The organism is Croceicoccus sp. Ery15, assembly GCF_020985305.1.
Classification (GTDB): domain Bacteria; phylum Pseudomonadota; class Alphaproteobacteria; order Sphingomonadales; family Sphingomonadaceae; genus Croceicoccus.
On the sequence record NZ_CP087588.1, the window covers coordinates 1,530,107 to 1,552,796 of the forward strand.

Below are 22,690 nucleotides of genomic sequence, written 5' to 3' on the forward strand. Positions count from 1 at the left end.
CGCGCCATTATGGGCAGGCACATGGCCAGCGAAGCAATCGAACAGGCAGCTATCGTCAGTGCGCGTCTGCGTGAAACGCCGCATATCCAGCGGCTCCCCTCGCCCAAGCTGGAATTGTTCACCCTACGCGATTTCCTGCCCGACGACGAACGCGCGCGGCTGATCGAGCTGATCGACCGGAACCGCCAGCCTTCGACCATTACCGACAGCAATGGCGACCATTATTTCCGCACCAGCGAAACCTGTCATTTCGACGAAAGCGATCCGGTCGTGACAAGGCTGGAGGAACGCCTGCTGGAATTATCGGGCATCGATGCCGTCTATGGCGAGCCGCTGCAGGGCCAGCGGTACGAGGTGGGGCAGGAATTCAAGGCGCATACCGATTATTTCGAGCCCAACGGGCGCGATTACGACGCGAATTGTTCGCGCGGCGGCAATCGCACATGGACCTTCATGATCTATCTCAACACGCCCGAGGCAGGGGGCGCGACGCGGTTCAAGGTGGCCAACAAGATGTTCCAGCCCGAAGCGGGCCGGCTGGTCTGCTGGAACAACCGCCGTGCCGACGGATCGCCCAATGCGGCCACGCTTCACCACGCGATGAAGGTACGCAAGGGGCTGAAATATGTGATCACCAAATGGTACCGCGAACTGCCCTATCGCCAGTAAACGAAACATCTGTTGTTACCGCCAGATGAACATGCGCCTTTTCGGTACGGCGCCAAGATCGCGGATGCACGATTAGGTAATATCCCCTAAGTATTCTCCCAAGGTTTTCTTCGTACCCCTGCGTCTAGATAAGACGGTGAAGGGCCAGTCGAAGGGATGTGGCCGGTTTGTCGGCCAGTGTGACCGGCGCAAAGGTCAACGGGGGAAGCAATGGAAGGCTTCGTTCACGAACAGGATTTTGGCAAAGAGGTTGAGGCGGCTGCATCCGATCCCCTGGTGCCGTCAGCCATATCGCATGTGCAGTCCTGCCCCACGGCGCATGACGACACGATCCGCACCTATCGCGGGCTGCTCTTTGGCCTGCCCGTCGCGGTCGGCCTGTGGGCGGCGATTATCGGCGTTTCAGCCTATCTGATTGCCTGAACCCGATTGCCGCACCGGCGCGACCGGCAATCAATCCCCGCATTCCGAAACGCAAAAGGCGGCCCGCAGGGGCCGCCTTTCGTTTGTCAGCGCTGCGCCAAAGGGCGCGCTGGCAGGGCTTACTTCTTGAGAGTAAGACCGCCGAACTTCTTGTTGAAGCGCGCCACGCGGCCACCTTCCTGAAGCTGCTTGGTGCCGCCGGTCCATGCCGGGTGCGAGGTCGGATCGATTTCGAGAGCAAGGGTATCGCCCTCTGCACCCCAGGTCGAACGGGTCTCGAACACGGTGCCGTCGGTCATCTGCACCTTGATCATGTGGTAATCGGGATGGGTATCGGCCTTCATGGCAATTATTCTCCGCGTGTTGCATCCGGTTCCGACCGGACACTCGGGTTTATATAAACCGGGTTTCAGCAAAGGCGGGCGCATAGCGCCGCGCGTCGATTCTGGCAAGAGCCTAGGGGAAACGCCCTATTTCTCGATCATCGCGGTGAACTCGACGTCGCAGGTCACCTCGCCATCGATAGAGGCTTCGCCCTTGAACTTGCAGATCCGCGCGCGGCGCTGCACGAATTCGACCTTGAGATCGAGGAGATGGCCCGGTTCCACCATCTTGCGGAACTTGGCATTTTCGATCGCCAGGAAATAGACCAGCTTGCCCGTTCCGGCGAGGCCCAGCGCCTCGACCGCGAGCAGCCCCGCGGCCTGCGCCAAAGCCTCTATCTGCAGGACGCCCGGCATGATCGGACGGCCCGGAAAATGGCCCTGAAAGAAATCCTCGTTGAACGAGACTGCCTTGACCGCGTGAATGCCGGTTTCCGGATCGAGCGACACCACACGGTCCACCAGCAGCATCGGATAGCGATGCGGCAGCAGTTCGAGGATGCGCGGGATCGCCATTCCGGCGACATTGTCCGTTCCGGCGGGCGGGGAGGACGTCTCGCTCATCGATGATCTCTCCGGCTCGCTTAGCGGCTGGCCGGTGCGGCAGCGGCGGGCTGCTGCGCCTGCTGCTGGGCGGCAGCGGCTTCGCGCTGCGCGCGCGGCATCCAGCCGGCGGGCGGCACCAGCTGCGCATTCGGGATCAGGCGGTTCAGCTCGTTCACCACGTCCTGATTGAGGTTATAGGCCTGTTCCGCCGAAATCACCGCGCTGGGCGAGATGACGAGCGTGATCTTGCGCTTGGCCTTGGCCGCATCCATCGCCGCGTTCAGCTGGTCGGAAATCTGTTCGACGACATAGGCGCGCGACAGGGCCACGGGCTGCAGCATGCGGTTGATTTCGGCCTGGCCCGACTGTTCGATCTGCTGAATCTGCGCGGCCTGCTGCTGCAGCGCCTGACGGTTGGGGCTGGCGGCCTGCGAATCCGCTTCCAGCTTGGTGTACAGCGGTTCAAGCTGTGCGGCGATCTGCGCGCGGCGTGCCTCTGCCTGATCGATCTGCGCCTTATAGGTCGTCTGGCGCTGCGTTTCGGCGTTCTGGAACGCGCTGGATGCGGCGACGATCGCATCAGGGTTGGCGATGCCGATGCCGGGAACGATCTGCGCCGCGGCAGGGGCCGACAGGGCGATCATCGACACCGGAGCGGCGCCAAGGGCGAGAGCGGCCAGAACCGCTTTGGGGGCATTGAGTTTCATCAGAATTGCGTTCCTACATTGAAGCTGAAGGTCTTGGGATCATCGCCTTCGACTTTGACGAGAGCCTTCGAGAAGTCGATCCGCAGCGGACCGAACGGTGAATTCCAGTTGACGCCGATACCCACGGCCACACGCGGCTTGGGGCTGTCGCCGACATATTCCTCGACGAATACCAGCTCGTTATCGCTGCCATCGGGCGCGACCGGATTGGTGACATAGGAAAATCCGGTCGGATTACCCTCATCGTCAACCGAATCGATCTGGTAATAGATGTCGTTCACTTCCGGATCGGTCAGGCCCCACACGGCGCCCACGTCGACGAACACCGAAGGGCGCAGTCCCATTTCGCGCGCGCCCGATCCCAGCGGGATCTCCATCTCGGCGCGGGCCATGTAATAGGCGCGGCCACCCAGCGCGTCGTCGGTCCAGTTGTCGCGGTCCTCGCTCACCTCGCCGTCGATCACCGCCTTGCGCAGCACGCGCGGACCGATGCCGCGAATGTCGAAACCGCGCATCTGCGGCTCGCCCAGGAAGAAACGGTCGGTCAGGCGGACATCGTCGGTAAAGGGCTCGTTATTGTCCTCCAGCGCGTGGATATAGCCGCCCTCGCCCTGAACCGAGAAGATGAAGCCCGAACCCAGACCCCAGTATTTCGCGGCGTTCACGCGGCCGCGCAGATATTTCACATTGCCGCCAAGGCCCGCGAAATCGACATTGCCGACGATGCGGTGCCCGCGGCTGGGCCGGATGCGGTTGTTGAGGTTATCCCACACCAGAGACGCGCCAAGGATCGAGCTGGTCCGCTTGCCCAAAGCGTCGCACAGATAGCGGCCCGCGATCAGCGGATCGCAGGTTTCGATACCGTCGCCATCGGGATCGGAGAAATACTGGTCGCCCAGCGACACATCCTCGAAATTCAGCGTATAGCGCCCGATCACCGTCAGATATTCGCTGAGCGGCGTGCCCGCACGCAGCGAGAAGCCGGTGGTCTGGTTTTCGTACGTGTTGTTCCGCTCGTTCGAATAATAGTTGAAGCTGTTGTAATCGCGCCGATAGATATCCGCCCCGAACGAGATATTGCGGTCGAACACATAGGGTTCGGTAAAGCTGACCTGCGCCGCCTTGGAATAGCGCGAATAGTTGAGCGACAGGCCCACCGTCTGCCCCCGCCCGCGGAAGTTCCGCTCGCGGATGGAGCCTTGCAGGATAAAGCTTTCAAGGCTGGAGAAACCGGCCGACAATTGCAGTTCGCCGGTGGGGTTTTCCTCGACATTGGCGATCAGGTTGATGCGGTCGTCGGCACTGCCGGGTTCCTGCGCAATCTCGAAGTTTTCCTGAAAGAAGCCCAGCGAGTTGATGCGGTTGGTCGAACGGCGCACCTGCAGCGAGTTGAACGCATCGCCCTCGGCCAGACGGAATTCGCGGCGGATCACCTTGTCCTGCGTCAGCGTATTGCCGTTGATCTCGATCTTTTCGACATAGGTGCGCGGTGCCTGATTGATCACGAATTCCACGCTCATCGTGCGGTTTTCGGGATCGCGGTCGTAACGCGGATCGACCGTGGCAAAGGCATAGCCGAACGCGCCGATTGTTTCCGACAGGCCCTCGATCGTATCCTCGACCTGCTGGGCGTTATAGAATTCGCCGGTCTTCATGGTCAGCTGACGCGTCAGCACTTCGGAATTGAAGTCGCGCAGCTGGCTGTCGACCGAAACGTCGCCGTATTTATACCGCTCGCCCTCTTCCACCACATAGGTGATGATGAAGTCTTCCTTGTCGGGCGTAAGCTCTGCCACGGCGGAAACGACGCGGAAGTCGACATAACCATTAGTCAGATAGAACTGGCGCAGCTTCTGCTGGTCGAATGCCAGCTTGTCGGGGTCATAGCTGGTGTTGCCGGAAATGAAGGAGAGGAAGCCGGTCTGCTTCGTCAGCATCTCGCCGCGCAGCTCGCCGTCGGAAAACTCCTCGTTCCCGATGATATTGATCTGGCGGACCTTGGACTTGGGCCCTTCGCTGATTTCGAACACGATATCGACGCGGTTCTGGTCAAGCTGCACCGCCTTTGGCTCGACCGAAGCGGCGAAACGGCCCTGCCGCTTGTACAGCTCGATAATGCGGTTGACGTCGGCGCGCACCTTGGACCGCGTATAGATCTGGCGCGGGGCCAGCTTGATCTCGGGCAGGATCTTGTCGTTCTTGAGGCGCTTGTTGCCTTCAAGAATGATGCGGTTGATGATCGGGTTTTCCTCGACCTGGATCAGCACCTGGCCATCGGTTTCGGAAATCTTGACGTCGCCGAACAATTCGGTCGCGTACAGATCCTTCAGCGCCTGGTCGGCGCTGGCCTGCGTATAGGTCTGGCCCGGACGCAGCTGGATATAGGACATGATCGTCTGCGGCTCCAGCCGCTGGGCGCCCGATACCGAAATGGTGCGGATCACATTGCCTTCGGGCACGGTCCGCAGCGCCTGCGAGCCGGGAGCGATCGACGGCGCCTCTTGCGCGAGGGCCGGAACGCTGAGTGCCGAGGTCGCCAGCAGGGCGCCCAGCATGCCTGCACCGGCCAGTCCCGACGCGGTTTTATTCATGCCTGCCGCTTTCGCCATCGGCGATCCATCCCGTCTTATCATGCGCAATACTCGATCCTGACACTTCGCGGTGCAAGCGCACCGGCGGGTTTTGTCCCCATCCCGCGTAAAAACACCGGCCCAAGGGGCATCTCCGCATCCTGAAAACCGCGCGGTTCACCGATAGGCCTGACCCCGGCGGGATTCCGGATGCGGGCCATCTGCCCGATGCGGCGACGGCGATCAAGACAAAGCCCCCGCTTATCCGCGATGCCCGTTCGTCCGGTCGCATCGCTGCGGCACCCTGTCGCCCCGACGGGCGCGGTCAGCTGAAAATATTGAGCGAGCTGATGTCGAGGATCGTGACAAAGACCATCAAGGTCAGCACGAGCGCCATTCCGGTGCGGAAAGCCCATTCCTGGCCCTTTGCGGATATCGGTTTCCGACGGACAGCCTCCGCCGCGTAAAAGGCGAGATGCCCGCCGTCGAGCGCCGGAATTGGCAGGAGGTTAATGAATGCCAAGTTAATTGAGATCATCGCGATGAAAGAGATGAACGCATACCAACCCGAGATCAGCTGTTCGCCCGAATATTTCGCGATCTTGATCGGCCCGCCCAGCTCGCTGACGGGGCGGCGGCCGGTGACGATCTGCCACAGACCCACCGTGGTCAGGTGCAGTAATTGCCCCGTGGTCCGCGTCCCTTCCCATAAGGCGCCCAGCGGCCCCACGGGCACGGCATGGCCTTCCTCGGCCAGAACGCCGATACGGCCAAGGCGGAATTCGTTTCCGAAACGGTCGCGTTCGATATGGGTGTCGATGTTAAAGCTGATCTCGCGCTCTTCCCCGTCGCGCAGCACGGTCAGGGTCAGCGGGTCGCCCGGATAGGGCAGCACGCGGTCGCGCACATCGTCGAATGTTTCGACGGGCGCGCCGTCCACCCGCAGCACACGGTCGCCCAGTTCCATGCCTGCGGCCAGCGCAGGCGAATCCTCGACAAAACCGCCGACGACGGGGTCCGCGACCAGCTTGCCAAAGGCCATGGTGAACCCCGCGATGATCAGGATCGCAACCAGCAGGTTCGTTACCGGCCCTGCGGCCACGATCGCCGCGCGCGCACCCAGCGATTTCGACTGGAAGGTCCGGTTCCGCTCTTCCTCGGGCAATTCGAGCCATTCGTCAGAGGGTTGGCTGGCGGGGTTCATGTCGCCTGCGAACTGGACATAGCCGCCCAGCGGCAAGGCCGAGAGCTTCCAGCGTGTGCCGCGACTGTCGGTAAAGCCGGCGATTTCCTTGCCGAAACCGACCGAAAACGCCTCTGCCTTTACGCCGAACCAGCGGCCGACGAGATAATGGCCCAGCTCATGCACCACGACCAGCGGGGCAAGGACGAGAAGAAAGCCGATAATGGCGGTGAAAATGGACGGATTTTCGAACATCGGTCGCCTTTACTAGCCCGCCCCATTGCGCGGTCCAAGCAGGAAATGCAGCGATCAGGCCGCTTGCAGCAATGCCCGCGCCCTGATGCGCGTCTCGCCATCGACTAGCAGAACATCGTCGAGCGATGCGGGCGGCGGCGGAAGCGTCCCTTGCTGGAGCATATCCTCGGCCATGGCGGCGATGCGGGTGAAAGCGATCTGCCCGTCCAGAAAGGCGGCCACCGCAATCTCGTTCGCGGCATTCAGAACGGCGGGCGCGGCCCCGCCATGGGCGGCCGCCTCGCGCGCAAGGCGCGTCGCGGGGAAGCGAACCTCGTCCGGAGCGCGGAATTCCAGCGTGCCGATGGCAGCCAGATCCAGCGGGTCGCACGGCGTATCCATCCGCGCGGGCCAAGCCAGCGCGCTGGCGATGGGCACGCGCATGTCCGACGGCCCAAGCTGCGCCAGTGTCGACCCGTCGCGATATTCGACCATGGAATGGACGATGCTTTGCGGGTGAACGATGATCCGCAGCCGGTCCAGCCCCACGGGGAACAGGTGGAACGCCTCGATAAATTCCAGACCCTTGTTCATCATCGTGGCCGAATCGACGCTGATCTTGGCGCCCATCGACCAGTTCGGATGCTTTACCGCCTGCGCGGGGGTAGCTGCGTGCAATTGTTCCATGCTGGCATCGCGGAACGGCCCGCCGCTGGCAGTCAGCGTGATCCAGCGGACATCGCTGATCCGCCCGCCCTGCAGGCACTGGAAGATCGCATTATGTTCGGAATCGACCGGCAGCAGGGTCGCGCCGTGGCGCTGCACGGCGGCGGTCATTACCTCGCCCGCGGACACCAGCGCTTCCTTGTTGGCCAGCGCGATGGTGCCGCCCTGTTCGATCGCGGCCATGGTGGGGGCCAGCCCCGCACAGCCGACGATGGCGGCAACGAACATGTCGACCGGACGCGACGCTGCCTCGACCAAAGCGTCCGCGCCGCCCGCAGCCTCGATCCCGCTTCCGGCCAGCGCCTCGCGCAGGTCGGGCAGGCAGGCTTCGTCGGCGACGACCGCGACCGCCGCGTTGAATTCGCGCGCCAGCGCCGCCAGTTCGCGCACATTGCATTTGGCCGACAGCGCGACCACGCGCCAGTCCGCCGGATTGCGGCGCACAAGGTCCAGCGTCGACGCGCCGATGGAGCCGGTGGCCCCCAATATGGAAATCGTCCGCATTACAACACGTACATGAAGAGCAGACCGACCAGAATGGCAACAGGCAACAGCCCGTCGATCCGGTCGAACACACCGCCATGGCCGGGGATCAGCCCCGACGAATCCTTCATCGCCGCCTTGCGCTTCATCCAGCTTTCAAAGAAATCGCCCGCCTGCGCGGCCACCGCCAGCACCGCGCCCAGCACCACATACAGCCCGCCCAACGGGGCGAACAGCAATTCGGGCACGCTCTGCCCGCTTTCGCCGTCGGCCCAGACCAGCACGGCCATGATGATCCACAGGAACAGCGCCGCCCCCGTCATCCCGCCGACCAGACCCGACCATGTCTTCGACGGGCTGATGCGCGGCGCGATCTTGGGCCCGCCGAACGTGCGCCCCGCGAAATAGGCGCAGGTGTCGGTAAAGATCACCACGCCCATGATCACCGGCAGCGCGTCCAGCGGCAATTCCATCAAGAGCCAAGCGGCAAGGCCGATATACAGCACTCCGCCCGCCATCCAGATCGCCTTGGCGAACACCGATATGCCGCGCGCGCGCACCATGCGCTGCCATTCCCAGAAACAGGCCAGCGCCACCGCGCCGATCAGCACGCGCACGGCCATGCCGCCGATCCAGAACGCCAGCGCGACCACCGCCAGCATCACCACGGCCGAGGCCGCGCGCTTGGGCAGATCCGATGTACGCACAGCAATGGGCACGCGCATCGCGCGCATCAGCCGGTCGCGCCTGCGTTCCGGCAATCCGGGAGAGGTTTCAGCGTCCGCCATAGCGCCGCTCGCGGCCTTCGAAGCTGGCCACGGCTTCCTGAAAATGCGCGGGCGTGAAATCGGGCCAGAGCACATCGGTGAAATACAATTCAGCATAGGCCGATTGCCACAGCAGGAAATTCGACAGGCGGATTTCGCCGCTGGTGCGGATCAACAGGTCCAGCGGCGGCAGGTCCGCCGTGTCGAGATGCGCCGAAATGCTGTCGACCGTCACCTCGCCCGATGCGGCCGCAGCCGCGGCGGCGCGGGCGATTTCCTGCTGCGCGCCGTAATTCAGCGCCACCGTCAGCACCGTGCCGGTATTATGCGCGGTGCGCGCCAGCGCATCGTCGATCAGCGCCACGGCCTCCGGCTCGAACGCCGAATGGTCGCCGATGATGCGAAGGCGCACGCCATTTTCGATCATCTCGCCAAGGTCGGACCGGATGAAATGCTTCATCAATGCGGTCAGATCGGCGATTTCTTCCGCCGTGCGCTTCCAGTTTTCCGAACTGAACGCATAGAGCGTCAGCGCCTCTACCCCCGTGCCGCGCAGCGAACGGACCAGCCTGCGTACCGCTTCCACGCCCTTTTTGTGCCCCATGGCGCGGGGCAGCAGGCGTTTCTTGGCCCAGCGCCCGTTGCCATCCATGATGATGGCAACATGGCGCGGACCACCGCCATCGCAGCCGGCCACGGAAACCGAAGGCGCAGCCTTGCTCACTGGCTCAGGATTTCCTTTTCCTTCGCCTCGGCCGCCTTGTCGGTTTCGGCCACATATTTGTCGGTCAGCTTCTGGACCTCGTCCTCGTGACGCTTGCGCTCGTCTTCCGAGATTTCCTTCTTCTTCTCGTCTTCCTTCAGCGCTTCCATGCCGTCGCGGCGGACGTTGCGGATCGCGATCTTCGCGGCCTCGGCATATTTGCCCGCCAGCTTGGCCAGATCGCGGCGGCGTTCCTCGGTCAGATCGGGGATCGGCAGGCGCAGCGTCTGCCCGTCTATCGAGGGGTTAAGGCCGAGGCCCGCATGGGCGATGCCCTTTTCCACCGCGATCACGTTCGACTTGTCCCACACCTGCACCGACAGCATGCGCGGTTCGGGGGCGGAGACGGTCGCCACCTGGTTCAGCGGCATCATTGCGCCATAAACCTCGACCACCACGGGATCGAGCAGCGAGACGTTTGCACGGCCGGTGCGCAGACCCGCCAGATCTCCCTTGAGCGATTCCACGGCCCCTGCCATGCGGCGTTCCAGATCGGCCTTATCGAATTTGGCCATGGTTCAAGTTCCTCTCGGTTCGAAACAAAGGGGTATGACACCCCGTCAAATCAGCTGTTGCCCACCACGGTCTGCACGCCCTCTCCCGCCAGCACGCGGGCCAGATTGCCCCGCTCGCGGATGGAGAACACGACGATGGGAATATCATTGTCACGACACAGGGCGACGGCGCTGGCATCCATCACCTTCAGATTATCGGCCAGCACCTTGTCGTAACCCACGGTATCGTATCGGGTTGCCGATGCGTCCTTCTTGGGATCGGCATTGTACACGCCGTCGACGCTGGTGCCCTTGAACAGCGCGTCACAACGCATTTCCGCGGCGCGCAGGGCTGCGCCGCTGTCGGTGGTGAAATAGGGCGCGCCGACACCGGCGGCGAAAATCACGATCCGGCCCTTTTCCATATGCCGTTCCGCGCGGCGGCGGATCACCGGTTCGCAAACCTGATCCATCTGCACGGCGGATTGCACCCGCGTTTCCACGCCGATCTGTTCCAGCGCGCTTTGCATGGCCAGCGCATTCATCACCGTTGCCAGCATGCCCATGTAATCGGCCTGCGCGCGGTCCATGCCCTTGGCCGCGCCCGCCATGCCGCGAAAAATATTGCCGCCCCCGATCACAAGGCAGATTTCCAGCCCCGTTTCCTTGGCCGCCTTCACCTCTTGCGCCAGCTTGGCGACGTAATCGGTATCGATGCCAAAGGGCTGGTCGCCCATCAGCACTTCGCCCGAAAGTTTCAGGAGGATGCGTTTGAATTGCGGAAGGGGCATGAAGGACGATCTCTGCGCGATGTCGGTGGGTGTGTTCGGGCCTTAAAACCGCCGCGCGCGAAAGCCAAGGGCGCTGTTGGTGGCGTCCTCTGCAAATTCCGGACTAATCCGCCGCGCCATCAGGCGAATATGCTGGCCCAGTCGTCCTTCATGCTGACTTTGGTGATGCCGTATTCCCCGGCCCTGTCCAGCGCCTCGGCCAGCGGGCTGAGCAGGAAATCGCGGTCATAGGCGAATTCGCGGGCGTCGTCGTCATGGTGCAGCAGCAAGGCCATGCGCGCGCCCTCTCCCGACAAGGTATAGCGCATCATCGCCAGATCGCCGTCGGAATTGCCGAACGCCAGTATCGGCCGCCGCCCGATATGCAGCGCGATATTGACGGGCTTCACCTCGCGGTCGTCAAAGCTGTTGAGGCTGGCCTGCTTGACGATCACGCCCGTATCGCCGCGCATTTCGAAAGCAAGCTGCTGGCTGGAGCCGATCACGCATTCGCGCGGTATGCCATAGGCCTGTTCGGAAAAGCCGCGGATCACATCGATCCCGCCGCCCGAGACGATAAAATTCCTGAAACCGTTGGCGCGCAGATAGGCCAGCAATTCGATCTGCGGCCGATATGTCAGATCGACGAAGCGCCGCCCCAGCACCGGATTGGTCGCGCGGCCCAGCCATTCCTGCACGATGGCGGCGAATTCCTCCTCGGTCGATCCGCCATGCACCGCGGTCAGCACTTCCAGCAGGGCGCGCTTGCCCAGCTCCTTCATGCGCGGCACATCCCGCTCGGCATAGGCCTTGAACGGATCGCGGGCGGCGATGGCGGGATCGCGCACGATCAACGCGTCCAGACGTTCCTGAGCGAAGAAGCACTGCGCCAGAACCGGCCGCTCGCACCACAAAGTGCCGTCATTGTCAAATGTCGCGATCCGGTCGGCGGGCGGCACAAAGGCAGGCCCGTCGGGATCGGTAACCCGCGTCACGAAATTCACGATCGCGCTGCGGGCGGCACCCTTGCGCCACGATGGAAGCGGTTCTTGTGTCACGGGCGGCCCCCTTTATTTGGCAATTCGGCGGATTTGGAGCCATTGCGGGCCGCGCGGCAATCGGGGGTTACCCTGATGGCCGGACCGAACAGCGATACACGCCAAAACAAACGGGCCGGAAAGCGCAAATGCTTTCCGGCCCGTCCATAAGTCCCGTAAAGGAACCGCGTGGCTGAAAGTTCAGCCGCCCACGGCAGCGGCGACTTCGGCTGCGAAGTCGCTTTCTTCTTTTTCGATACCTTCGCCAAGCTGGAAGCGGACATAATCCTTCAGCACGATCTTGGCGCCCGCATCCTTGCCAGCCTGATCGACGACCTGCTGGATCGGGGTCTTGTTGTCCATCACGAAGATCTGCGACAGCAGAGCGTTTTCCTTGGCGTATTTCGCCACGGCGCCTTCGACCATCTTTTCCTGCACGTTTTCGGGCTTGCCGCTTTCGGCAGCCTTTTCACGGGCAACGGCACGCTCACGCTCGATCACGTCGGCGTCGAGGCCTTCGGCGGTCAGCGCCTGCGGGAAAGCTGCGGCGATATGCATGGCCAGCTGACGGCCCAGCTCTTCCAGCTTCTCGGTCGGAGCCGAACTTTCCAGCGCGACCAGAACGCCGATCTTGCCAAGGTTCGGGGCGGCGGCATTGTGCATATAGGGCACGACCACGCCTTCGCTGACCGCAACCGACTTGATGCGGCGGATCTGCTGGTTTTCGCCGATGGTGGCGACATTGTCAGTCAGCTTTTCGGCAACCGTGCCCGCACCGGGGTACGAAGCCGCCTTCAGCGCCTCGACATCGTCACCGTCCACGCCAAGCGCCACTTCGGTCGCGGTGCGAACGAAGTTCTGGAACTGGTCGTTCTTGGCGACGAAGTCGGTTTCCGAGTTCACCTCGACCGCAACGCCCTTGGTCCCTGCAACGGCCACGCCGACCAGACCTTCGGCCGCGGTGCGGCTGGACTTCTTGGCAGCAGCGGCAAGGCCCTTGGCGCGCAGGAAATCGACAGCGGCTTCCATGTCGCCGTCGGTTTCGGTCAGCGCCTTCTTGCAATCCATCATGCCCGCGCCGGTCTTCTCGCGCAGGGCCTTCACGTCAGCGGCGGTGTAAGCCATCGCTCATGTCCTTTTCAAATGTGATGCCCGGCAGGCAGCATGATGCTGGACCGGCCGGGCAGAATTTCCGTGCGGCCGCTTCTCAAGCAGCCTTCGATGACGCGGGCATGACGTAACCGGCCATGCCCCGCATCACTCATGGATCAACCGGCGACTTCTTCCGCGACCGGTTCTTCCATCGCGCCGATGTCGACGCCGGCATCCGCTGCGCCCTTCTGCCCGCCGCGACGTGCAGCCTCGGCAATGGCGTCGCAGTACAGGCGAACGGCACGGGCCGCATCGTCGTTGCCTGGGATCGGGAACGAGATGCCCGACGGATCGACATTGGTGTCGAGGATGGCAACGACCGGAATGCCAAGCACATTGGCTTCCTTGATGGCCAGTTCCTCGACATTGGCGTCGATCACGAACATCACGTCGGGAATGCCGCCCATGTCGCGGATGCCGCCCAGCGAAAGCTCGAGCTTGTCCCGCTTGCGGGTCATGTCGAGGATTTCCTTCTTGGTCAGACCCGAAGTGTCGCCCGACAGCTGTTCCTCGATGGTTTTCAGCTTCTTGATCGACTTCGAAACGGTCTGCCAGTTGGTCAGCATGCCGCCCAGCCAGCGGTGGTTCACGAAATACTGGCCCGAAGCGAGCGCGGCCTCGCGGATCGGGTCCTGTGCCTGCCGCTTGGTGCCGACGAACAGCACCTTGCCGCCTGCCTGCGCAGTGGCCGACACGAAGTCGAGCGCGCGCTGGAACAGCGGCACGGTCTGCGACAGGTCGATGATGTGAACACCGTTGCGGGCGCCGAAGATATACGGCTTCATCCGCGGGTTCCAGCGGTGGGTCTGGTGGCCGAAGTGTGCGCCGGCCTCGATCAATTGCTGCATGGTGACGCCAGTGGACGCCATAATCGTTTCCTTTCCGGTTTGACCTCTGGAAGGCGGATGACCCGCAGGCTGTGGCCCGCGCGGCACCGGTTGATGTGTGCCTTCCATGTGGATTTGCCCGCCTGACCCGCCCAGGAAATCCGGACGCAGAATCATGCGAACGGCGCGCCCTTAGCGGCAATTGCAGGCAATGGGAAGCCCCGATGCGTTACGGGGCGCCGGACGGTCCGCATACGACGGGCCCGATGAACAGGCTTGACAGATCGGAACAAAAAGTGAACAAAGCTGTCAGACAGTCAATTACGTATCAATGCCTAACGTCACATTTCCGGATCGCCTGCGTTCTATAGCAGCAAGGCGAATGGAACAAAAGGGGATCGTAAACCATGACCGATTTTCTGACCGGCGATCTTGTCGCGATCGCACCCGTTCTTACCTTTGCCGCCATTGCGCTGGGCTGCGCATGGGGCGTGCGCAGGATGCTGATCGAAATGCTGGCGGATTACCGCGCGCTGGACGCGGCAAGCGAGGTGCCGGAGGCACCGCGCCGTCACTACGCCGGGACAAAGGCCGAAATCGTGGAACTTCCGGTCCGCAAGCGGGCTGTCAGCCCGCTGCCGAACGCTCCGCTGCGCGCTGCCGCTTGACCTTGCGATAGCGCCAGAGGCCATAGGGGATCAGCGCAATATAGACGACGCAGACCGCCACCAGTGTCAGCCAGGGTTCCAGCAACAATGCCGCGCCCAGCAGTCCGACAAAGGCGATCAGCTCGATCCGCACCGACCGGCCCGGCTTGATCGACGTCCAGCTCAGTGTGGCAAGGTTCGAGATCATCAGGAACGCGATCAGCACGACCCAGACCGCAACCAGCACCGGATCGCGGAACATCGCCTCGCCCGTCGCCATCCACAGATAGAGCGGCAGGAATGCCAGCCCCCCGCCCACCGGCGCAGGCACGCCGGTCAGGAAACCGGCGGACTTATGCGGCTGATCCTCGACGTCGATCTGCGCGTTGAAACGGGCCAGCCGCAGCATGCAGCACATGGCCAGCGCCAGAGAGGCAAACCAGCCTATACGCGGCAGATCCTGTAACGACCAGAGGTAAAGGATCAGCGCGGGCGCCACGCCGAACGAAAGCGAATCGGCAAGGCTGTCGAGTTCGGCGCCGAACCGGCTTTGCGCGCGAAGCAAGCGTGCGATCCGCCCGTCGATCCCGTCAAGCGCGCCCGCCATCAACACGGCCAGAACCGACATCGACCATTGGCCCGCAATGGCGAACTTAATGCCCGTCAGCCCCAGACATAGCGCCGCCGCCGTGATCGCATTGGGCGTGACCGCCCGCATCGACAGGCCCCGCGTCCGGCGGCGCGGAACCGCCCGTTCGCCATGGGTAATGCGCGGACCGATATCGCCATCCGCACCATTCGGGTCGTCGAAAAGATCGTCGCTGTCGGACGGGCCGTTCATCAAAGGGCGATGCCTTCGATCAGCTTCGTCTGTCCGATACGCGCGATCACGGTTTCGCCCGCGATCGTCTTTTGACCCAGCACGACCGACGGTTCGGTGTTGGCGGGCAGATAGACATCGACGCGGCTGCCGAACCGGATCAGGCCCACGCGCTGCCCCGCCGCCAGCATGTCGCCGGGCTTGACGAAAGGCACGATGCGCCGCGCGACCAGCCCCGCGATCTGCGTAAAGCCGACCAGCACGCCATCCTCGCGCTCCATCAGGAAATGCTGACGCTCGTTATCCTCGCTCGCCTTGTCCAGATCGGCATTCATGAACTTGCCGGGAATATAGACCAGACGGCGCAGCGTACCCGAAATCGGGGCGCGATTGATGTGGACGTCGAACACGGACATGAAGATGGAAACGCGAATGACCTCTTCGGTTCCAAGCCCTGCCGAACCCGAACCGTCGTCCAGCTGCAATTCGGGCGGCGGCGGCACCTTGCGGATCAGCGTGACGAGCCCGTCTGCGGGCGCGATGATCGCATCGGGGTCCTGCGGCACCACGCGCTTGGGATCGCGGAAGAATGCGAATACGCCAAATGTCAGCAGCAAGAGCGGCCAGCCGACGATCTCCCAGTCGAGCCCCAGCAAGAAGCCCAGCGCGATCACGCCGGAGATCAGACCGTATTTGCGGCCTTCGGGATGGATCGGCGGCCAGCTCCAGCCAGCTTCGCCGCGTCCTTCATTATCGAGTATTTCACCTGCCATCATCGCCATCTAGGGCCTGCCAGCCGTAGCGGCAAGCGCGATGGCCATGCGAACCCACGATCTTGTTGCGCAAAAGCGATGCCGGCAAAAAGCGCGCTAGCCGCGTTCGGCCAGCGGGTTGATCCGCCAGAAACCGCCACCCTGCCGGTCGCGTTCCAGCGTGCAGACCAGATGCTCGCCGCTCCATAATTCGGCGCGGCGCCCGTCCATCTCGTTACGCAGGACCGACAGGGCGGAGCTGGCGTCGATCCCTTCGAAGTCGATAAATTTCTCGATCCCGATGCCATCGTCGGTCAGCTTCAGGCGATAGCTTTGCATGATGGCGATCCCTTTCCCGGCCATGGCGAACCGGCCCGACCTGATCCGATAGGGCGAAGTCCCGGCTCCAGTCCGTCCCCCGCGACTCGAGCCGGAACCGCTGCCTGACTAGACGCTTGGCAACGGGGGCGCTGTATCAATTGGTACAGCCCCCCGTTCGTCAGGGGTCGCCGTGCGCGCGATCCGGTCAGAACCGGTAGCTGAGACCGGCGCTGAGCACCCACGGATCGAGCTTGTGCGTAGTCTGGATCACCTTGGTCCCGTCCACGTACCATTTGGCATCGGTGTCGATGAAATAGCGCTTGGCGTCGAGGGTCACGCCCATCGGTCCATCGCCCAGCGGAATATCGACGCCCGCCTGCAGCGCAAAACCCAGCTCGTTCGACATCTTGAACCTGTCGACCCCCAGATCGACCGCGGTCGAACCCGGCTTTTCGTCGATCCACAGGAACAGCGATGGGCCTGCCCCGATATAGGGCTTCACCGCGCCCAGATCGGCATGCAGCTTGGCCGTGACGGTCGCCGGGATCAGTCTGGCGTTGGACACCAGTTCCGCGCCGGGAATGCCGCTGGTCGCGTCAACATCGTGCTGGGTCAGGCAACAGATCGTTTCGACCGACAGATAATCGGTAAAGAAATATTCGATCGCCAGCGTGGGCACGAAATTGTCGTTCGCCCTGGTCTGCGTATCGGCGGGCAGCCCGACCAGATCGGTGTCGACATCGGTGATCTTGCCGTCGGGCATCACGGCGGTGCCCAGCAGCTTGACCTGAACCGTACCGGCTTCCTGGGCCTGCGCGTGGCCCGCGGCCATGGCAAAGACGGCCGCAGCCGCCGCGAACAGGGTCTTTTTCATTATCGCGTCCTGAACCTTGTGATGAAAGCGACACGGCAAGGCACGCACCATGCGGCCTGTTCGAACCGCGACGCCTGCCCGGCCAGATGCGCCCGCCCCGCCCCGCATTCATTGACGCATATCAATGATCGCGGCGCGTAATCGGGCCAGGGGTTTCCGCATGATGACGACCATTCCCATGCGCCCGGCCCGGCCCGCGATGCCGATTCGCGGCTCTTGCAGCCTGTTGCGGTGCATCCGGCCATCCGGCAGCCGGTTTGCGGCATTGGCGCGGCGTGTCCTGTCCTCCCGATCAGGGTTAGCCCTGAGATCGGGCAGGCAATGCCCGCCCCCGCCCCGACAATTTCGCGTCGCAGGCTGAATGGGGCTAGACCTTTCAAATTTGCTTTGGATCAATGCGGCCACGGGTCGCGCCGCCTAGTCCGACAGGACAAGGCGGAACGGAGGACTCTTTTCATGCAAGCGGAATCGGCAGTCGGACGCGTCATCCTATGGTTTGGCGTGATGCTTCTGGCCGGGTTTGTCGCCCTGGTCACACCGGACAAGGGCTTTGCCGCCCATGCCACCATCATTGCCCTTGTCGGTTTCGTACTGATGTGGGTGTCGGCCGCGCGGTTCGATCCCGCGTCAAAGGCGCGCAGCTTTTTCAAAATGCCCGCCAATACCGGCATGTACGATGACGATCCGGTCCGCTGGGGCGTGATCGCGACGATGTTCTGGGGCCTTGCCGGATTGCTGGCGGGCGTGTTCATCGCGCTTCAGCTGTCGTTCCCATGGCTGAACCTTGAACCCTACCTCAATTTCGGGCGCCTGCGTCCGCTGCACACCAGCGCGGTGATTTTCGCGTTCGGCGGCAATGCGCTGATCGCGACCAGCTTTTACGTGGTGCAGCGCACCTGCCGCGCGCAACTGGCCTTCCCTTCGCTCGCCCGTTTCGTGTTCTGGGGGTATCAGCTGTTCATCGTGCTGGCCGCGACCGGCTATCTCCTCGGCATCACGCAGTCCAAGGAATATGCCGAGCCGGAATGGTATGTCGATCTGTGGCTGACCATCGTCTGGGTCGCCTATTTCGCGGTGTTCGTCGGCACGATCCTGAAGCGCAGCGAACCGCATATCTATGTGGCGAACTGGTTCTATCTGGCGTTCATCGTCACCATCGCCATGCTGCATATCGTCAATAATCTGGCGGTCCCCGTCAGCCTGATGGGCACGCGCAGCTATTCGCTGTTCAGCGGGGTTCAGGACGCGCTGACCCAGTGGTGGTACGGCCATAACGCGGTGGGCTTTTTCCTGACCGCGGGCTTTCTGGCCATGATGTACTACTTCGTGCCCAAACAGGCCGAACGTCCGGTCTATTCCTATCGCCTGTCCATCATCCACTTCTGGTCGCTGATCTTCCTGTATATCTGGGCGGGTCCGCACCACCTTCACTATACTGCCCTGCCCGACTGGGCGCAGACGCTGGGCATGGTGTTTTCCGTGATGCTGTGGATGCCCAGCTGGGGCGGCATGATCAACGGGTTGATGACGCTGAACGGCGCGTGGGACAAGGTGCGCACCGATCCGATCATCCGCATGATGGTGATGGCGCTGGCCTTTTACGGCATGTCCACTTTCGAAGGGCCGATGCTGTCGATCAAAAGCGTCAACAGCCTGTCGCATTATACCGACTGGACCATCGGCCACGTCCATTCCGGCGCGCTGGGGTGGAACGGCATGATCACCTTTGCCTGCATGTATTACCTGATGCCGCGCCTGTGGAAGCGCGAGCGGATGTATTCGCTGCGCATGATCAACTGGCACTTCTGGCTCGCGACCACCGGCATCGTTTTCTATGCCGCCAGCATGTGGGTCGCAGGCGTGATGCAGGGCCTGATGTGGCGCGAATACGGCCCCGACGGCTATCTCGTCTGGTCGTTCGCCGACACGGTTGCCGCCATGTTCCCAATGTATGTGCTGCGCGCGTTCGGCGGGCTGCTCTATCTCTCGGGCGCGCTGGTCATGTCCTATAATTTCTGGATGACGCTGGCGGGCAGGCTGCGCGACGAAGCGCCGATGCGCGACGCGGCCTACAACCCGCAGGCCGACCGCCCCCTTCCCGCTGCCGTTCCGGCCGAATGAGGAGCCATCTGATGAGCACGACAGCGCAGCCCGAAGCCAAGGGCATCATGAACAAGCACAAGAAGCTGGAACGCAACATCACCCTGCTGAGCATCGGGACTTTCGTCGCCGTTGCCATCGGCGGGATCGTGGAAATCGCGCCCCTGTTCTGGATCGACAACACGATCGAGGAAGTGGAAGGCGTTCGCCCCTACTCCCCGCTGGAGCTGGCAGGACGCGACATCTATATCCGCGAGGGGTGCTATACTTGCCACAGCCAGATGATCCGCCCCTTCCGTGACGAGGTGGAGCGTTACGGCCATTACAGCCTGGCCGCGGAATCGATGTACGACCATCCGTTCCAGTGGGGGTCGAAACGCACGGGGCCCGATCTTGCCCGCGTGGGCGGACGATACTCTGACGAATGGCATGTCCAGCATCTCAAAGACCCGCAAAGCGTGGTGCCGCAAAGCGTGATGCCGCAATACGGGTTCCTGGCCGAAAACGACCTCGACGTGCCCGATATTTCCAGAAACCTGTCGGCGCTGGCGTCGATCGGCGTGCCCTATACGCAAACCGATATCGACAATGCGAAGGCGGACCTGCGCGCGCAGGCGGGCGATGCCATCGACGCGGGCGATCTGGCCGACCGCTATCCCAAGGCGCAGATCCGCGATTTCGACGGCAATCCGCAGCGCCTGACCGAGATGGATGCGGTCATCGCCTATCTGCAGATGCTGGGCACTCTGGTCGATTTCGAAAGCGCCGCCGCGATGGAGGAAATCGCCGTGGATGACCCCGCCCTGCGCACCCCCGCGAACGAAGCGGAGCAAGCCGGTATCGAAGGCCAAGTGGAAGGGGAGCAACCGCGATGAGCACCTATGACACGCTGCGCCATTTCGCGGACGGCATCGGGCTGGTCGTGATGTTCGCGATCTTTGTCACCCTGTGCGCATGGCCGTTCCGCCCCGGCGCAAAGAAGCACAACCGGACGGCTGCAAACTCGATCTTCGAGGAGAATGACGGTGGAGAATAAACGGTTCGACGAGCCCACCGGCACCCACACCGTCGGGCATGAATGGGACGGTATCGAGGAGCTGGACACCCCCCTGCCCCGCTGGTGGCTGTGGGTGTTCTATGCGACCATCGTGTTTTCGATCGGCTATGTCATTGCCTATCCGGCATGGCCGATGATCGACAGCGCGACCAAGGGCTATCTGGGATGGAGCAGCCGCGGCGAGCTGCAAAAGGAACTGGCCGCGGTGGAAGACGGGCGCAGCGCCTTTCGCGCGCAACTGGCCCGCATTCCGATCGAGCGGCTGCCCGAGGATTCGACCATGATGGCGCAGGCCGTGGCCGGTGGCCGCGCCGCGTTTCAGGTGAATTGCGTGCAGTGTCACGGCTCGGGCGCAGCGGGCAGCGCGGCTGGCGGGGCCAAGGGCTATCCCAATCTGAACGACGACGACTGGCTGTGGGGCGGCGATCTGAAAGCGATCGAACGCACGATCCGGCACGGCATCCGCCATCCGGGCGACGATGAAACCCATCTGTCGGTCATGCCCGCCTTTGCCGGCATGTTCGAAGCGCCGCAGCTGGCCGCGCTGACCGATCAGGTGTTGTCGTTCAGCGGGCGGGGTAAGGCGAATGCGACAGGCGCGCAGCTCTATGCCGATAATTGCGCGGCCTGCCATGGCCCGACCGGACAGGGCATGCGCGAATTCGGCGCGCCCGATCTGGGCGATGCGATCTGGATCTATGGCGACAGCCGGGAGGATATTGCCGCGCAGATCCTGAATCCGCGCATGGGCGTCATGCCCGCGTGGCAGGGCAGGCTCGATCCGGTGACGATCAAGATGCTGGCTGCCTATGTCCACTCGCTGGGCGGGGGCGAGGATGTCGTGCCCGAAACTGCGCCAGCTACCCCGGACGAGGCCGATGCAGCACGGTGACGGCGATCTGAAGCGGCCCGACAAGGGCACACAAAGCGGGGCATCTTCGGCAGATGCCCCGCCGCTCCAGCTCTATGAAAAGCACAATGTCGTCCATAACAAGCGCATCGACGGCCCGTTCCGGCGCTTCAAATGGTTCGTCATGGTCGTCACGCTGGCGATTTACTACATCACGCCCTGGCTGCGCTGGGACCGCGGTCCCTATGCACCCGATCAGGCAGTGCTGGTCGATCTGGCCAATCGCCGCTTCTATATGTTCGGCATAGAGATCTGGCCGCACGAATTCTATTACGTCGCGGGGCTGCTGATCATGGCGGGGATCGGCCTGTTCCTCGTCACCAGCGCGGTGGGGCGCGCGTGGTGCGGCTATGCCTGTCCGCAAACCGTGTGGACCGACCTGTTCCAGCATATCGACCGGCTGGTCGATGGCGACCGCAATGCACGCATCCGGCTGGACAAGGCGCCGTGGGGCCCTGCCAAGATCGCGCGGCGCGCGTTCAAATGGACGATCTATCTGGCCATTGCCTTTGCCACCGGCGGCGCGTGGATCCTGTATTTTGCCGATGCGCCCACATTGCTGCGCGAATTCTTTACGGGAACCGCCGATCCGGTCGCCTATGCCACGGTGGCGGTGCTGACCTTTACCACATTCGCGCTGGGCGGTTTCATGCGCGAACAGGTGTGCATCTATATGTGCCCATGGCCGCGCATCCAGACCGCGATGCTGGACGAGAAATCGCTGATCGTCACATATAAGGACTGGCGCGGGGAACCGCGCGGAAGCGTGAAGAAGGCCGCGAAAGCGCCCGACGCGTTCGGGGACTGCATCGATTGCAACCAGTGCGTTGCGGTATGCCCCACCGGCATCGACATCCGCGAAGGGCCGCAGATCGGCTGCATCACCTGCGCGCTGTGCATCGATGCGTGCGACCGCGTGATGAAGGATGTGGGCCGCCCGCGCGGTCTGATCGATTACGCCACGCTGGAAGATTGCAAGGCCGAGGCCGAAGGCGCGCCGCCGCGCCCGATCCTGAAAACTCTGCTGCGACCGCGCACCATCGTCTATTTCGGCATCTGGGTCGCCATCGGCCTTGTCATGTTGTTCGCGCTGGGCAATCGCAGCCATACCGGCCTGACCGTATCGCCCGATCGCAACCCGCCCTTCATGGTGCTGTCCGACGGCACGATCCGCAATGCCTATACGCTGAAACTGCGCAATATGGAGAGCAGGCCGCGCGACATGGAAGTCGCGGTACAGGGCCTGCCCGGCGCGGTGATGTGGACCGATACGATCATGCGCGACAATGCCGCCCCCACGCAAATCGTGCATGTCGATGCCGACCAGACGCAGACGGTGCGCGCCTATATCGCCGCGCCTGCCGGCACCGGGGAACAGGAATTCCGCATCCTCGTCACCTCTCAGGACGAACAGCGCGAACAGGATGCGGAAGAAACGCGGTTCTCCGCGCCGGGGGGGCAATGATGGCGGGAAG

At 62.9% G+C, this 22,690-nt stretch carries 25 protein-coding genes; 8 read left to right on the forward strand and 17 right to left on the reverse strand.

Features of this window, described 5'->3' with window-relative positions; all coding sequences use genetic code 11:
• The first annotated feature begins 21 nt into the window (after positions 1-21).
• Together LOZ77_RS07525 and LOZ77_RS07530 are read left to right on the forward strand one after the other, a co-directional pair.
• Positions 22-669 carry a 2OG-Fe(II) oxygenase gene (locus LOZ77_RS07525; protein ID WP_230281517.1) on the forward strand — a complete coding sequence of 216 codons (648 nt, stop codon included), beginning with the start codon at positions 22-24 and terminating at the stop codon, positions 667-669.
• Positions 670-879: 210 nt separating this feature from the next.
• Positions 880-1,092 carry a hypothetical protein gene (locus LOZ77_RS07530; RefSeq protein ID WP_230281518.1) on the forward strand — a complete coding sequence of 71 codons (213 nt, stop codon included), beginning with the start codon at positions 880-882 and terminating at the stop codon, positions 1,090-1,092.
• 119 nt (positions 1,093-1,211) lie between these two features.
• On the opposite strand, the gene rpmE is transcribed toward LOZ77_RS07530, so the two are convergent.
• From rpmE to rpsB, 13 genes are all read right to left on the reverse strand, one after another.
• Positions 1,212-1,436 carry a 50S ribosomal protein L31 gene (rpmE, locus tag LOZ77_RS07535; RefSeq protein WP_230281519.1) on the reverse strand — a complete coding sequence of 75 codons (225 nt, stop codon included), beginning with the start codon at positions 1,434-1,436 and terminating at the stop codon, positions 1,212-1,214.
• A 126-nt stretch (positions 1,437-1,562) separates the two neighbouring features.
• On the reverse strand, positions 1,563-2,039 hold the full coding sequence (gene fabZ / locus LOZ77_RS07540) for a 3-hydroxyacyl-ACP dehydratase FabZ (protein WP_230281520.1): 477 nt from the start codon (positions 2,037-2,039) through the stop codon (positions 1,563-1,565).
• Positions 2,040-2,059: 20 nt separating this feature from the next.
• Complete coding sequence (locus LOZ77_RS07545) at positions 2,060-2,728, reverse strand: OmpH family outer membrane protein (protein ID WP_230281521.1); 669 nt, start codon at positions 2,726-2,728, stop codon at positions 2,060-2,062.
• Complete coding sequence (gene bamA / locus LOZ77_RS07550) at positions 2,728-5,319, reverse strand: outer membrane protein assembly factor BamA (RefSeq protein WP_230281522.1); 2,592 nt, start codon at positions 5,317-5,319, stop codon at positions 2,728-2,730. The genes LOZ77_RS07545 and bamA overlap by 1 nt, the downstream gene beginning before the upstream one ends.
• A 304-nt stretch (positions 5,320-5,623) precedes the next feature.
• Positions 5,624-6,736, reverse strand: a complete 1,113-nt coding sequence (rseP, locus tag LOZ77_RS07555; RefSeq protein ID WP_230281523.1) for an RIP metalloprotease RseP — start codon at positions 6,734-6,736, stop codon at positions 5,624-5,626.
• A gap of 54 nt (positions 6,737-6,790) precedes the next feature.
• Positions 6,791-7,945 (reverse strand): 1-deoxy-D-xylulose-5-phosphate reductoisomerase, encoded by a 1,155-nt coding sequence (gene dxr / locus LOZ77_RS07560; RefSeq protein WP_230281524.1) that lies wholly within the window; start codon positions 7,943-7,945, stop codon positions 6,791-6,793.
• Positions 7,945-8,712: a phosphatidate cytidylyltransferase gene (locus tag LOZ77_RS07565; protein WP_230281525.1), complete on the reverse strand. Its 768-nt coding sequence runs from the start codon at positions 8,710-8,712 to the stop codon at positions 7,945-7,947. Before LOZ77_RS07565 ends, dxr begins: the two co-directional genes overlap by 1 nt.
• Positions 8,699-9,343, reverse strand: coding sequence for a polyprenyl diphosphate synthase (gene uppS, locus LOZ77_RS07570; RefSeq protein ID WP_230281801.1), 645 nt, complete (start codon positions 9,341-9,343; stop codon positions 8,699-8,701). Before uppS ends, LOZ77_RS07565 begins: the two co-directional genes overlap by 14 nt.
• 68 nt (positions 9,344-9,411) lie before the next feature.
• Positions 9,412-9,969, reverse strand: coding sequence for a ribosome recycling factor (frr, locus tag LOZ77_RS07575; RefSeq protein ID WP_230281526.1), 558 nt, complete (start codon positions 9,967-9,969; stop codon positions 9,412-9,414).
• 50 nt (positions 9,970-10,019) lie between these two features.
• A complete protein-coding gene (pyrH, locus tag LOZ77_RS07580; protein WP_230281527.1) occupies positions 10,020-10,739 on the reverse strand; it encodes a UMP kinase in 720 nt (239 codons plus the stop codon).
• Positions 10,740-10,858: 119 nt separating this feature from the next.
• Entirely contained in the window at positions 10,859-11,776 is a 918-nt protein-coding gene (locus LOZ77_RS07585; RefSeq protein ID WP_230281528.1) for an HAD family phosphatase, read from the reverse strand.
• Between the two features lie 180 nt (positions 11,777-11,956).
• Entirely contained in the window at positions 11,957-12,880 is a 924-nt protein-coding gene (gene tsf, locus LOZ77_RS07590; protein WP_230281529.1) for a translation elongation factor Ts, read from the reverse strand.
• A gap of 143 nt (positions 12,881-13,023) precedes the next feature.
• Positions 13,024-13,776, reverse strand: a complete 753-nt coding sequence (rpsB, locus tag LOZ77_RS07595) for a 30S ribosomal protein S2 (protein WP_230281530.1) — start codon at positions 13,774-13,776, stop codon at positions 13,024-13,026.
• Between the two features lie 365 nt (positions 13,777-14,141).
• Here rpsB and LOZ77_RS07600 point away from each other — a divergent pair, with 365 nt between their 5' ends.
• Positions 14,142-14,402: a hypothetical protein gene (locus LOZ77_RS07600; RefSeq protein WP_230281531.1), complete on the forward strand. Its 261-nt coding sequence runs from the start codon at positions 14,142-14,144 to the stop codon at positions 14,400-14,402.
• On the opposite strand, the gene pssA is transcribed toward LOZ77_RS07600, so the two are convergent.
• From pssA to LOZ77_RS07620, 4 genes are all read right to left on the reverse strand, one after another.
• The gene (pssA, locus tag LOZ77_RS07605; RefSeq protein WP_370638056.1) at positions 14,362-15,222 is read right to left on the reverse strand and encodes a CDP-diacylglycerol--serine O-phosphatidyltransferase; all 861 of its coding nucleotides are present in this window, start codon (positions 15,220-15,222) and stop codon (positions 14,362-14,364) included. The genes LOZ77_RS07600 and pssA overlap by 41 nt on opposite strands.
• Positions 15,222-15,974: a phosphatidylserine decarboxylase gene (locus LOZ77_RS07610; RefSeq protein WP_230281803.1), complete on the reverse strand. Its 753-nt coding sequence runs from the start codon at positions 15,972-15,974 to the stop codon at positions 15,222-15,224. The genes pssA and LOZ77_RS07610 overlap by 1 nt, the downstream gene beginning before the upstream one ends.
• Before the next feature lie 96 nt (positions 15,975-16,070).
• The gene (locus tag LOZ77_RS07615) at positions 16,071-16,292 is read right to left on the reverse strand and encodes a hypothetical protein (protein WP_230281532.1); all 222 of its coding nucleotides are present in this window, start codon (positions 16,290-16,292) and stop codon (positions 16,071-16,073) included.
• Between the two features lie 187 nt (positions 16,293-16,479).
• On the reverse strand, positions 16,480-17,148 hold the full coding sequence (locus LOZ77_RS07620) for an OmpW family protein (protein WP_230281533.1): 669 nt from the start codon (positions 17,146-17,148) through the stop codon (positions 16,480-16,482).
• Between the two features lie 504 nt (positions 17,149-17,652).
• Between LOZ77_RS07620 and ccoN the strand changes: the two genes are divergently transcribed.
• Genes ccoN through ccoG form a run of 5 tightly spaced genes read left to right on the forward strand, consistent with a single transcriptional unit; the run spans position 17,653 to position 22,680 of the window.
• Complete coding sequence (gene ccoN / locus LOZ77_RS07625; protein ID WP_370638073.1) at positions 17,653-19,269, forward strand: cytochrome-c oxidase, cbb3-type subunit I; 1,617 nt, start codon at positions 17,653-17,655, stop codon at positions 19,267-19,269.
• Between the two features lie 11 nt (positions 19,270-19,280).
• Positions 19,281-20,123, forward strand: coding sequence for a cytochrome-c oxidase, cbb3-type subunit II (gene ccoO / locus LOZ77_RS07630; protein WP_230281535.1), 843 nt, complete (start codon positions 19,281-19,283; stop codon positions 20,121-20,123).
• On the forward strand, positions 20,120-20,284 hold the full coding sequence (locus LOZ77_RS07635) for a cbb3-type cytochrome c oxidase subunit 3 (RefSeq protein WP_230281536.1): 165 nt from the start codon (positions 20,120-20,122) through the stop codon (positions 20,282-20,284). The genes ccoO and LOZ77_RS07635 overlap by 4 nt, the downstream gene beginning before the upstream one ends.
• Positions 20,268-21,197: a cytochrome-c oxidase, cbb3-type subunit III gene (ccoP, locus tag LOZ77_RS07640; RefSeq protein ID WP_230281537.1), complete on the forward strand. Its 930-nt coding sequence runs from the start codon at positions 20,268-20,270 to the stop codon at positions 21,195-21,197. The genes LOZ77_RS07635 and ccoP overlap by 17 nt, the downstream gene beginning before the upstream one ends.
• On the forward strand, positions 21,184-22,680 hold the full coding sequence (gene ccoG / locus LOZ77_RS07645) for a cytochrome c oxidase accessory protein CcoG (RefSeq protein ID WP_230281538.1): 1,497 nt from the start codon (positions 21,184-21,186) through the stop codon (positions 22,678-22,680). The genes ccoP and ccoG overlap by 14 nt, the downstream gene beginning before the upstream one ends.
• Positions 22,681-22,690 lie beyond the last annotated feature (10 nt).